Annotated in this window: 12 protein-coding genes; 5 read left to right on the forward strand and 7 right to left on the reverse strand. The window is 76.2% G+C overall.

Annotated elements, in window-relative coordinates:
* Positions 1-13: 13 nt before the first annotated feature.
* The 3 genes from FB558_RS12795 to FB558_RS12805 all read right to left on the reverse strand — a co-directional run bounded on the left by FB558_RS12795 (position 14) and on the right by FB558_RS12805 (position 1,772).
* Positions 14-358, reverse strand: coding sequence for a winged helix-turn-helix domain-containing protein (locus FB558_RS12795; protein WP_246106394.1), 345 nt, complete (start codon positions 356-358; stop codon positions 14-16).
* Positions 355-822 carry a hypothetical protein gene (locus tag FB558_RS12800; protein WP_142052156.1) on the reverse strand — a complete coding sequence of 156 codons (468 nt, stop codon included), beginning with the start codon at positions 820-822 and terminating at the stop codon, positions 355-357. The genes FB558_RS12795 and FB558_RS12800 overlap by 4 nt, the downstream gene beginning before the upstream one ends.
* Positions 823-893: 71 nt before the next feature.
* Positions 894-1,772, reverse strand: a complete 879-nt coding sequence (locus FB558_RS12805; RefSeq protein ID WP_142052159.1) for a hypothetical protein — start codon at positions 1,770-1,772, stop codon at positions 894-896.
* Positions 1,773-1,938: 166 nt separating this feature from the next.
* On the opposite strand from FB558_RS12805, the gene FB558_RS12810 reads away from it, so the two are divergent.
* Entirely contained in the window at positions 1,939-2,805 is an 867-nt protein-coding gene (locus tag FB558_RS12810) for an HhH-GPD family protein (protein WP_211366339.1), read from the forward strand.
* A 1-nt stretch (position 2,806) separates the two neighbouring features.
* Entirely contained in the window at positions 2,807-3,265 is a 459-nt protein-coding gene (locus FB558_RS12815; RefSeq protein ID WP_142052165.1) for a 2'-5' RNA ligase family protein, read from the forward strand.
* Between the two features lie 22 nt (positions 3,266-3,287).
* Here FB558_RS12815 and FB558_RS12820 read toward each other — a convergent pair whose 3' ends face one another.
* From FB558_RS12820 to FB558_RS12830, 3 genes are read right to left on the reverse strand one after another with little or no spacing between them, the layout of a single operon-like run.
* A complete protein-coding gene (locus FB558_RS12820; RefSeq protein ID WP_142052168.1) occupies positions 3,288-3,776 on the reverse strand; it encodes a peptide deformylase in 489 nt (162 codons plus the stop codon).
* A complete protein-coding gene (locus FB558_RS12825; RefSeq protein WP_142052173.1) occupies positions 3,773-4,318 on the reverse strand; it encodes a PadR family transcriptional regulator in 546 nt (181 codons plus the stop codon). Before FB558_RS12825 ends, FB558_RS12820 begins: the two co-directional genes overlap by 4 nt.
* A gap of 16 nt (positions 4,319-4,334) precedes the next feature.
* Positions 4,335-4,961 (reverse strand): TetR/AcrR family transcriptional regulator, encoded by a 627-nt coding sequence (locus FB558_RS12830; RefSeq protein ID WP_142052176.1) that lies wholly within the window; start codon positions 4,959-4,961, stop codon positions 4,335-4,337.
* 87 nt (positions 4,962-5,048) lie between these two features.
* On the opposite strand from FB558_RS12830, the gene FB558_RS12835 reads away from it, so the two are divergent.
* Together FB558_RS12835 and FB558_RS12840 are read left to right on the forward strand one after the other, a co-directional pair.
* Positions 5,049-5,873, forward strand: a complete 825-nt coding sequence (locus tag FB558_RS12835) for an arylamine N-acetyltransferase family protein (protein WP_246106395.1) — start codon at positions 5,049-5,051, stop codon at positions 5,871-5,873.
* A 14-nt stretch (positions 5,874-5,887) separates the two neighbouring features.
* Positions 5,888-6,199 (forward strand): antibiotic biosynthesis monooxygenase family protein, encoded by a 312-nt coding sequence (locus FB558_RS12840; RefSeq protein ID WP_142052179.1) that lies wholly within the window; start codon positions 5,888-5,890, stop codon positions 6,197-6,199.
* 13 nt (positions 6,200-6,212) lie between these two features.
* On the opposite strand, the gene FB558_RS12845 is transcribed toward FB558_RS12840, so the two are convergent.
* Positions 6,213-7,211 carry a YihY/virulence factor BrkB family protein gene (locus tag FB558_RS12845; protein WP_211366342.1) on the reverse strand — a complete coding sequence of 333 codons (999 nt, stop codon included), beginning with the start codon at positions 7,209-7,211 and terminating at the stop codon, positions 6,213-6,215.
* 65 nt (positions 7,212-7,276) lie between these two features.
* On the opposite strand from FB558_RS12845, the gene FB558_RS12850 reads away from it, so the two are divergent.
* On the forward strand, positions 7,277-11,473 hold the full coding sequence (locus FB558_RS12850; RefSeq protein WP_142052182.1) for a serine protease: 4,197 nt from the start codon (positions 7,277-7,279) through the stop codon (positions 11,471-11,473).
* The last annotated feature ends 57 nt before the right edge of the window (positions 11,474-11,530 follow it).

Genomic DNA, 11,530 nt, shown 5'->3' on the forward strand with positions numbered 1-11,530 from the left:
CTTCCGGCCTCCCTCAGGGGACGTCGAGGCGGGCCTGGCTCAGGCCGTTCAGCCAGGTGAGGTGACCGCTGAAGGCCTGCCGTCCGGTGGCGGTCAGGCGGAACCAGGTGCGCGGGCGACGCCCGATGGAGCCCTTGCGGACTTCGAGGTACCCGGCGTCCTCGAGGGTGCGGCTGTGCTTGGAGATCGCCGAGTCGCTCACGGCGAGCATGTCCCGGACCGAGGCGAAGTCCACCCACTCGGCACCCTGCAGCAGCGCGCACATCGCCAGCCGGGGGCCGGTCTCCAGCAGCGGATCCCGGCCCGGGACCGGGACGCCCCCAGCGGTCTCGGGCTGCCCGGGACCGGGGCGGCTCACGAGGTGACCCGGCCGGCCTCGATGTCGGCACGCATCGCCGAACGGGTCGCCACCTGAGCGACGAACACGACAACCGCGAGCGGAGCGAGCACGTACAGCGCGATGTCGCGATGACCGTGCTCGACGAGCTGCTGGATCCCGACGAACCCACCGAAGGTGACGACGAGCCCGGCGAGCCAGATCCTGTGGGCCGTCGGGTAGGCGCTGATCCGACGGGACAGGTACACGCCGGAGCGGCGCCGCCGGACCATCGCGTACACCGCCGATCCGACACCGAGCACGGCGATCGCCCACGACACGTAGACCCAGCCGTCCGAGGGCAGGTACGACACCCACACCGGCAGCCCCGCGCTCAGCACCAGCACGAGCCCGTAGACCACCCAGTAGGAGCGGGGGAACCCGGCGTGCGCGGCGAGCTTGCGCCGTGCGTCGGCGACGCGGTCGAGTTCGGGCGTTCCGGACACAGCGCCTCCTAGTTGCATCTACTTTCGATATGGAAAGCCTAGGAAGGATGGAAAGCTGTGTCAACCGTCGGTCAGGGCCTGCGGACGAACGGGGTCGGCGGACTGATGACGTCGTCCACCCGGCTCATCACGCGGTAGTCGCCCGCGGGCACCGTCGAGCGCTCCAGCGGGCAGCCGGGCTCGGAGGTGCGCCCCGCCCAGCGCACCGAGGACGCAACCGGCTGGCCCGGCACCAGGGTGCGCAGGTCCACGCCCTGCGCGTTCGAGCAGTCGTTGCTCGACCACAGCCGCTCGCTGCCGTCGGCGCTCCAGACGACGATCTCCTGCCGCTCCGGGTCGAGATCGCGCACGCAGGGCTGGTCGGAGACGTTGGTGACCACCAGCCGCAGCAACGGGCGCTCCCCCACGCGGTGCTCCGGTCGATCCACCTCGGCGGCCACGGCCAGCATCTCGTTGGTGCAGGCGACGGGCCCGGTGGGCGGCACCGGGGCGGGTGACGGCACCGGTGAGGTGGCGCGCGGGGTGTCGTCGGGCACCAGCCCCTCGCTGGTGCCGGACGGGCTCGAGGTCGCCGTCGAGGTGTCGGGCCCGCCCTCGACGGTCGCGCTCGGCGGCCCGTCGACGGGAGAGGGAGGCGCCCCCTCCGGCTGCGACTGCGACTGCGGCTGCGACTGCAGCTGCGACTGCGGTGTCGGCGGCCCCTCCGTCCCCGGCTGCGGCAGGGGGGCGGCCGGCGCAGCCGGGGACGGGGAGGCCTGCTGGGGAGCGGACACGGCGGCGGGGCGGCTGGCGAGGCTGGTGGTGCCGTCGCCGCGCGGGGCGGCGATCGCACCGGCGAGCGCGCCGACGCCCCAGGCCAGGAGCACGAGGACGGAGAGGACGGCGGCAATGGCGAGCCAGCGTCGTCTCCAGTAGACGGACGCGGGCAGCGGACCCACCGGCTCCCACACATCACGGAGCGTATCCGAGCGACTACCACAAGTTGCGAACCTGGGGTGAGCACGGCGCGTCGCGACGCGCCGGAAGCACCCGAGAGACGGTCCCACGGTAGATCGTTTGCCGCTGGTGCACGCCCCCACAGGGCGCCCACCAGGCACGGTGGCACGATCGACAGCCGTGTCGCTCGCCGCACTCGTGCTCGACTGGTACCCCGCCGCCGCACGCGACCTGCCGTGGCGCCGCCCGGGCACCACGCCCTGGGGCGTCCTGGTCAGCGAGTTCATGCTGCAGCAGACGCCGGTCGCGCGCGTCGAGCCGGTCTGGGCCGACTGGCTCGCCCGCTGGCCGGCGCCGTCGGCGCTGGCGGCGGCCTCCCGCGCGGAGGTCCTGCGCGCCTGGGGCAAGCTCGGCTACCCGCGCCGCGCCCTGCGGCTGCACGAGGCCGCCGGGGTGATCGCCCGCGAGCACGGCGACGTCGTGCCCGCCGACATCGCGGCCCTGGAAGCGCTGCCCGGCATCGGCGCGTACACGGCGCGGGCGGTTGCCGCGTTCGGTTACGGGCGGCGCTGCCCGGTGGTCGACACGAACGTCCGCCGCGTCGTCGCCCGCGCGGTGCACGGCCACGGTGACGCCGGGCCCGCCCGCACGACCGCCGACCTCGCCGACGTCGACGCCCTCCTCCCGCCTGACGACCGGTCCGCCGCGGTCGTCTCCGCGGGGCTCATGGAGCTGGGCGCGGTGGTCTGCACGGCGCGCGGCCCGCGCTGCGGCGCCTGCCCGGTGCGCGGGACGTGCGCGTGGCGGGCGGCGGGCCGGCCGGAGTACACGGGCCCGCGCCGACCGGTGCAGGGTTTCGCCGGCACCGACCGGCAGGTCCGCGGTCGGCTCCTGGACGTCCTGCGCGGCGCGGACGGGCCCGTGGAGCGCGCCGCGCTGGACGCCGTGTGGTCCGACGCGGCGCAGCGCGACCGCTGCCTGCACTCGCTGCTCGTCGACGGGCTTGCCGAGCAGCACGACGACGGCCGCTTCGCGCTCCCGGCCTGACATGCCCCAGACCGTCCGCTTCCGCCTCGACGACGCCGCCTGCGCCGAGCTGACCGCGCTGCGGGCGCAGCTGATCGCGCACGGGATCGCAGTGCCGGAAGGGGCGCCCGCCGTCACCGCCGCGGCGGCCGGCTCGATCCCGCAACCCGCCCGGGACGCGCTGGCCGCCGAGGTGCGCCTGCTCGCCCTGCCCTCGATCTGGCTGGCCACCCTTGGCACGGTGGCCGGTCGTCCCGACGAGCTCGTGCTCGCCGCCGTCGTCGACGCCGAGCTGCTCGCCGTGCACGGCGCGGTGCACGACGCGTTGGCCGGTCGCGTGCGGTCCCCGCTGGCCGCGTACCTGCCGGGGACCTGGCTGCCGCACTGCGTGCTCGCGACCGAGCGCCCGGCCGACGCCTTCGCCGTGCTGCACCCGGTGCCGACCGTCCGTGCCCGGGTGGTGGCCGTCGACACCGGCTGATCCGCGCAGCCGATACCCGCGATCACCGCGCGCCGGCCTCCCGCAGCTGCCGCAGCGCCGTGCGCCTGCGCTCGCCGGTCAACGCGTCGATGTAGAGCTCGCCGCGCAGGTGGTCGGTCTCGTGCTGCAGGCAGCGGGCGAGCTCGCCGGTGCCCTCGACGACGATCGGCCGCCCGAGCGCGTCGACGCCCTCCACCCGCGCGTAGGCCGCCCGCAGCCGCATCGCCGAGACCCCGGGCACCGACAGGCATGCCTCCTCGCCGTCGTACTCGCCGTCGGTGGCGACCAGCCGCGGGTTGACGACGTAGCCGCGCGCCCCCTGGACGTCGTAGGAGAACGCGGCCAGTGAGACGCCGATCTGGTTGGCCGCGAGGCCGGCGCGGCCCGGCAGCGCGACGGTGTCCACGAGGTCGGTGACCAGCGCGGCCAGGCCCGCGTCGAAGGCGGTGACCGGGCGGCACGGGGTGCGCAGGACCGGGTCGCCGATCAGCCGCAGCTCCCGGACCGTCATGGCCTCCCCCCGAGCTTCCCGAGCTGGTCCAGCACCAGCGCGTGCCACTCCAGCTCGGCCCGCAGCCGCAGCCGGGCGTGCTCGACGACGAGGTCGTCGGCAGGCGTCTGGTCCGGCCACCGCCGGTCGGCCAGGTGGTCCAGCCGTGACAGCCGGGCCTCGAGCTCCCGGACGCGGTCGGAGAGGTGGCCGCGCAACGTGGCCTCGTCCGTCCCGTCCACCGTGGCCAGCGCCAGGTCGACGGGGTCGGGCGGGAAGCGGACCTCCTCGAACGCCTCGGCCTGCAGCACGCCCAGCTCCCGGCGGCCCTCGTCGGTGATCTCGTACACCGTGCGCGAGGGCAGCCGGCCCGCCTGCTCGGTGCGCACCGCCCGGACCAGCCCCTCGTCCTCGAGCCGGTGCAACGCGCCGTAGAGGGAACCGGGTCGCACGTCGGACCAGAGCTCGGCGCGGTCCACGCGGGCGTCGCGGCGGATCTGGTGGCCGTACATCGCGCCGCCCTTGGCCAGCGCGCTCAACACGAAGAGCCTCGTGGGGTTCACGACCCCAGTAAAGCACTCACATTTGACTAGTCAGAAGCGACTCACGCGTGAGCGGGCGGCCGGGCAGGGGCTCGCCGCCGGGGCGCAGCCCGTCGAGCACGACCGCGACGTGCCGCTCGACCGCCTGCTCGGTGACGGCCGCGAGCGGCCCCGGGAGCGGACGCAGGACGAGCGCGAGCAGCACCGCGAGATCGCCGACGCCGACCTCGGGGCGCATCGCCCCCTCCCGCTGGGCCCGCCCGACCAGGTCGTCGAGCAGTTCCAGCAGGTCGGCCCGCAGCTCCTGCTGCTCGCGGTCCACCCTGAGGTCCGCCCAGGTGCGTGCGAACCACATCGACAGCCAGGTGGCCAGGCGCAGGTCGGTGACGGAGGCCCGCACGAAACGGGTGAGGCCGCTCCACCCGTCCGGCTCGTCCGCGGCGGCCCGCGCGTTCGCCACCACCCGGTGGAAGCTCTCGATCGCGACGGCGCGCACCAGCGCGTCCCGGTCCGGGAACCGGCGGTACAGCGTGCCCACCCCGACGCGGGCCCGCCTGGCGATCTCCTCCATCGGGACGTCGGGACCGCGCTCGGCGAACAGCGCTCCGGCTGCGTCGACGATCTGGGCCCGGTTGCGCCGCGCATCCGCCCGCAGGGACTCCACCGACCGAACGGTACCGGATGAACTGGACGATCATCGTCCGGTTCAGCTACCGTAAGCGGACGAACTTCGTCCGGATAGGGAGGCCCCATGGACGGCCGCATGCTGCTCGACCGGCTCGGGGTGGACGCACCGCTGCGCCCGGACCTGCCGACCCTGCGCAGGCTGCACCGGGCGTGGCGCACGCGCGTCCCGTACGAGAACGTCGACATCCAGCTCGGCCGGCCGATCGAGCTCGCCCCCGAGGCCCTGCTCGACAAGTTCGGCAGGCGGGGACGGGGCGGGTTCTGCTACGAGATGAACGGCGCACTCGCGCTGCTGCTGCGGTCCGTCGGGTTCGCCGTGGACCTGGTCGAGTGCGGCGTGCTGCGGGCGGACCGCGGGGATGCGGCGTGGGGCAACCACGTCGCGTTGCTCGTCACGGCCGGCGGCGAGCCGTGGCTCGCCGACACCGGCATCGGAGATGCGTTCCTGGAGCCGCTGCCGCTGCGCGGGGGAACCCATCGGCAGGGCTCGCTGCACTACCGGCTCGAGCGCCTCGACACCACCACCTGGCGCGTCCACCACCACCCCGCCGGCTCCGTCGCCTCGTACGACCTGCGCACGCGGCCGCGCGCGCTCGCCGAGTTCGCGGGCCGCTGCCACGAGCTCGCGACCGCGCCCGCATCGCCGTACGTGCGGGTGCTCGTCGCCCAGCACCACCGCGACGGGCGGGAGCTCGCCCTGCGCAGCCGCGTCGTCGCCGCCGCGGGAAGCGAACGGACGATCGCGAGCCTCGAGGAGTTCGCCGAGGTGCTCGCCACGTTCCGCATCCCGGTGGCGGACCTCGGCGCCGACGGGGTCGAGACGCTCTGGGAACGTGCCGGAACCCAGCACGCGGCATGGCTCGAGATGCGTGCCAGGTCCGCCCGGTGACTACGCTGGACGCCATGGCCGTCGTGAAGATCAATGCGATCGAGGTGCCCGAGGGCGCCGGACCCGAGCTGGAGAAGCGGTTCGCCAACCGCCTGCACGCCGTGGACGGCCAGCCGGGCTTCCTCTCGTTCGAGCTGCTGCGCCCGGTGGCCGGCGAGAACCGCTACTTCGTGCTGACGCACTGGGAGGACGAGGAGTCGTTCCAGGCGTGGCTCAACGGGCCCGCCAAGGAGGCGCACTCCGGCGAGCGGGCGCGCCCGGTCGCCAGCGGCTCGTCGCTTCTGGAGTTCGAGGTCGTGCAGCGCTCCACCGCGTCCGGGGGCTGAGCGCCCCGCCCGTTCAGCGGGCCGGCGAGTCCGGGTGCTCGTCGAGCTCGTCGGGGATGCCGTCGTCGTCGCTGTCGGCGAGCAGCGGGTCGAGCCGCCCGGCCCGCACCGCCTCCAGCTGCGCGGCGAGCGCGATGCCGGCGAGCAGCGCCACGCCGGTGACGTTGGCCCACAGCAGCAGCGCCATGATCGCTGTGAGCGGCCCGTAGGTGTCGTCGAAACCCGCCGCCAGCACCACGTACAGCGCCAGCAGACCCGAGCCCGCGAGCCAGGCCAGCACCGTGGCGGCGGCGCCGACGGCGAGCCAGCTCAGGCCCGGCTGCCGCCGCCGCGGGGCGTGCCGGAACAGCAGCGTGACGGCCACGACGAGCGCGGCCAGCCCGACCGGCCACCGCAGCCCGTCCCAGACCTCCTCCACGCCGTCGCCCCAGTGGTAGACCGACTCCATCGCCTCGCCGAACGGCTCGCCGGCCACGATCAGCAGCAGGCCCACCGCCATCGAGACGCCCGCCGTCGCCGTCAGCAACGCGGCGCGCGCGTACTTGCGCAGCGCCCGCCGGTCGCGCTTGGTGCCGTAGATCCGGTTGGCACCCCGCTCCAGCTGGGCGAACGCCGACGTCGCCGCGGCGAACGCGGTGGCCAGACCGAGCACCGCCACGACCTCGCCGCGCTCGCTCGCCTCCTCGCCGCCCTCGAGCACCTCGGCCAGCAGCGAGTCGCTGCTGCCCGGTGACACGGCCACGACCGTGCGGGCCACCACCTCGGCGAAGGACTCGACCCCGATCGCCGTGGCCAGGCCGGCGCCCGCGATCACCAGCGGCACCGCGGCCAGCGCGAGCTGCAGGGCGAAGGCGCGGGCGTGGCTGAAGCCGTCGCCGTAGCGGAAGCGGACGAACGCGGTGACGAGCAGGTGCCGCAGCCCGTAGCGGCGCACGGTGTGCCACGCGTCGTCGGCCGAGAGCAGCTCACCGGACATGAGCTCGGTCTCCGGAACCACGCGGACGGGGCTCACGGCACGAATCTAGCCGCTTCCGCGCGGTCCGTTAGCGTCGCGGTGACCGGATCCGGGGGAGCAGGGTGGCGGACGAAGGCAGCACGCACGTCGTGACGGCGCCGGGCACCGTCACGTCCGGACGCGCGATCCCCGCGCTGGCCGCCACCGCGTGCGTCCGCGTGCGCGACCGCCGCGGGGACGTCGTGGGCTCGGGCTTCCTCGTCGGGCCCGACCTGGTGGCCACGTGCGCCCACGTCGTGGCGACCGCCGCCGGCACCGACGCCTACGGTCCCGCCCCGGACGCACCCGTGGCGATCGACTTCCCCGTCCTGCCCGGCGGGCCGGTCCCGGGCTGGGCCCGGGTCCACCGCTGGCTGCCGATCGAGGAGGACGGCACGGGCGACGTCGCCCTGCTCCGGCTCACCGCGCCCGCCCCACCCGGCGCGGTCATGCCCCCGGTGCGCCGGTTCGACCGCCTCTGGGACCGCCCGTTCCGGGTCTTCGGGTTCCCGGAGGGGCGCTGGGACGGGGTGTGGTCCACCGGCCGCTTCCGGGCCGGCCAGGGCACCGGGTGGCTGCAGCTGCAGGGCACCCCCGGCGACCAGCCGATCGAAGGGGGGTTCAGCGGCGCGCCGGTGTGGGACGAGGCCTCCGACGCCGTCGTCGGCATGACCGTCGCCGCCGACCGGGACCCCGGCGTCACCACCGCGTACCTCATCCCGGTCGCGCAGGTCCTCGGGCTCGACCCCGAGCTGCTGCCGAACCCGTACCGGGGACTCGAACCGTTCGGCGAGGAGCACGCCGAGTACTTCTTCGGCCGCGAGCCCGAGGTCCGGCGGCTGCGGGCCGCGCTGGACCGGCACCCCCTCGTCGCCGTGGCGGGCCCGTCCGGGGCGGGGAAGTCCTCACTCGTGCGTGCGGGGCTGCTGCCCCGGCTGCGGGCGGACGGCGTGGCCGTGGCGGACGTCCGGCCGCTGCCCGGCACCCCGGTGCTGCCCGCGGTCGTCGAGGCCGTCCTCGCGCCGGCCGGGCACCGGGGCGACGCGCAGCGGATCGCCGCCGGGCTCGCCGACCCGGCCGGTCGGGCCGCGGCCGTCGCGGAGATCGCCGACGCGGTGTCCCGCGCGCCGGTGCGGCGGCTCGTGCTGGTCGTCGACCAGTTCGAGGAGCTCGCCGACGCCGACCTCGACGCCGCCCGCGAGCTGCTCGACGCGCTCGCCGCCGTGTCGGCACCGTCCGGTGACGGGGACGCGCTGCGCGTCGTGCTCACGATGCGGGGCACCGCCCTCGACGAGGTCCTGACGGCGGACGCCGCCGAGGCCCTGGGCCCCGGCACCGTGCTCGTCGGGCCGATGGACCGCGCGCGGCTGCGGGAGGCGGTCGTCCGCCCGGCCGAGCGGGCGCCGGGCCTCGCCTTCGAGGACGGGCTGGTCGAGCGGATCCTCGACGACGCGGGCACCGAGCCGGGCCGGCTCCCGCTGGTGGAGTCGCTGCTCGCGCAGCTGTGGGCCCGCCGGGAGGGTGGCTCGCTCACCGTCCGCGGCTACGAGGAGGCAGGCGGCGTGGCGGGGGCGGTTGCCGCCCATGCGGAGCAGGTCGTCGCCGGCGTGATCGCCGAAGGGCGCCTCGACGAGCTGCGGGCGCTGTGCACCCGCTTGGTGCTCCCGGCCGCGGAGGGCCGCTTCGTGCGCAGGGCGGCCCCGTTCGACGAGCTCCCGCCGCGGCTGCGCGCCCTCGTGCCGCCGCTGGCCGCCGGTCGCCTGCTGGTGGCCGCGGGCGGTCGCACCGGAGGCTCGGTCGAGCTCGCCCACCAGTCGCTGATCGAGCACTGGCCCCGGTTGCGGGGCTGGCTGGAGTCGGACCGGGCGTTCCTGGCCTGGCGCTCCGAGCTCGACGCCGCACGCGGCCGCTGGGCGGCCGGCGGGCACGACGACGGCGCCCTGCTGCGGGGCGGCGCCCTGGACTCGGCGGAGGGGTGGCTGCGGGAACGGCCCGGCGAGGTCGGCACGGGCGAGGCCGAGTACGTGCGGCGCAGCCGGGCCCGGCAACGGCGGGAGGTGCGGCGCTGGCGCCTCGTCGCGGCCGTGCTCGGCGTGCTCGTGCTGGCGGCGGGCACGCTGTCGGTCGTCGCGGTACGGCGGGGCAACCAGGTGGCCACGCAGCTCGCCACCGCCAACGCCGGCAACCTCGCCGGGCAGGCCACCGCCCGTGCCGGGACCGACCCTGTGCTCGCCGCCGAGCTCGCGGCCGTCGCCTGGAACAGCGACCCCGACAGCCCCGCCGCCCGCACGGCACTCGCCGACCGCTACGCGGCACTGGCCGGCGTCGACGGCGTCCTCACCGGCGGCCCCGGCGGGCCCGAGCAGCTGGGCCTGCGCGCCGACGGCGACACGCTCCTGGCGGGCCAGGACCCGCGCATCGACTTCGTCCGGGACGCGGCGGCGCCCCGTCCCGCGCCGCCGTGGGAGCTCCCCGAACCCACCGGCGCCGCCAAGGTGCTGCCATCCCCCGACGGCACCCGGGTCGGTGTGCTCGCAGGCGACGGCGGGTTGCGGCTCTGGACGGTCGGTGCCCCCGCCCCCGACCTGGAGCTCGCCGCCCCCGGCGGGCCGCAGGTGCTGGCGATGGGCTTCTCGCCGGACGGCACCCGCCTCGGGTGGCTCACCCGTGACCGACCGGGCCGCGCCACGGTGCACCTGCGCGACCTCGCGACCGGCACCACCCGTGCCGCACCGCTCGCGCTGGACACCGACGACGTCCGGTTGCGGCTGACCCCCGACCCCGGCCTCGTGGCGCTCCGCACGGGCGGCGGGCTCGAGGTCAGCTGGACGCTGCACCACGTCGACGGCGATGCGCCGGACCGCACGCTGCCGCCCACCACGACCGTGCAGGGCGGCGGCAGCCTGACCGCCACGTGCGTCGACGGGCCGGTCGACGCGGGCGGCGACACCCAGCAGGCGCAGCTCGAGGTCCGGGACCTGGTGACCGGCACCGAGCGGCACCGCATCGAGCTGCCCACCTCCTCGTGCGCGCTGCTCTGGTTCTCCCTCGACGGCCGCTACGCGGTCGACCCGTTCGGCAGCCTCGCGGACCCGCCCGCGGTGGAGCTGGTCCGGATCACCGACCTGGTCACCGGCGTGAGCTACCAGGCCGCCGCCCCACCGCTGGACCCGACCGCATGGCCCACCGGGGAGGCCCCGGTCGTCACCGCGCTCCCCGACGGGCACGGCGGCCTCGTCGCGTTCGTGGCCGTCGGTCCCACCGTGCTGCGCATCCCCGCGGCGCGGGAGATCCGGTTCGACCCCGGCTTCGGCTCGACGCACTACGACGCCCCGGGATCCGTGCTCGTCACGCGCGACTCCCCCGCGGCCGGGACCAGCGCCTTCGACGCGTACGACCCCGCCACCGGCGACCCGATCGCGGCGCTGCCCGCCGCGGTCACCGACGCGGGCGGCTGGTCGGTCCAGGACGCGCTGGTCACCTTCGGCAGGGGGCCCGAGGGCTGGCAGCTCGACCGCTACGAGCTCCCCACCCTGACCAGGACGTTCTCCGCCCGCCCGCCGAGCGACCCGGCAGTGACCGACCGCGGCGTCGTGGTGAGCGACAGCGGCGGCGAGGTCGTCGTCGCCCTCGCCGACGGGTACCTGAGCGCCTGGGACGGGCGCACCGGCGAGCTGCTCGGCGAGCCCCGGCGACTCGCCGACCCGGCCGCGGACCAGGCGGTCGTCCGGATGCCCCGGCTCTGGCCCCGCGCCGACCGGCCCGGCGAGGCGTTCGTCGCGGGCCCGGCCGGCCTGGAGCTGTGGGACGCCCGCGCCGGGCGCCTGCTGGCGACGATCGAGACGCCCCTCGACCTGTTCACCGACGTCGCGAGCGCGGGCGACCGGCTCGCGATCTTCCGCGAAGGGGCGATCGAGGTCTGGGACATCCCGACGCGCGCCCGCGTGGGCGCGATCCCGGCTCCCGACCTCGCCCGGCTCACCGGCTTCGGCACGGACGGGCTCCTGGTGTCGGAGAACGTCCTGCGCGGGGAGGTCGTGTTCTGGGACCTCGACCGCCTTGCCCAGGCGGGCTCCGTCCGGCCCTCGCCCGACGGCCTCGACCGCCTCGACGGCGAGACCCTCGAGGTCAACGGCGTCGGCGGTCGGATGCCGCTGCAGCTCGCGGCCACCGCCGAGCAGTGGCACTCGCACCTCTGCCGGGTGCTGCCCGCCGAGCTGAGCCCGGCGGCCCGCGCGCTGCTCCCGCCGGGCGCGGAGCCGTCGACGGGTTGCACCTGAGGGCGGACAACAGAACGGCCCGCCCGGACTCGCGTCCGGACGGGCCGTCCCGGTGGG

Source organism: Pseudonocardia kunmingensis (genome assembly GCF_006716445.1).
In the GTDB taxonomy this organism is placed as follows: domain Bacteria; phylum Actinomycetota; class Actinomycetes; order Mycobacteriales; family Pseudonocardiaceae; genus Pseudonocardia; species Pseudonocardia kunmingensis.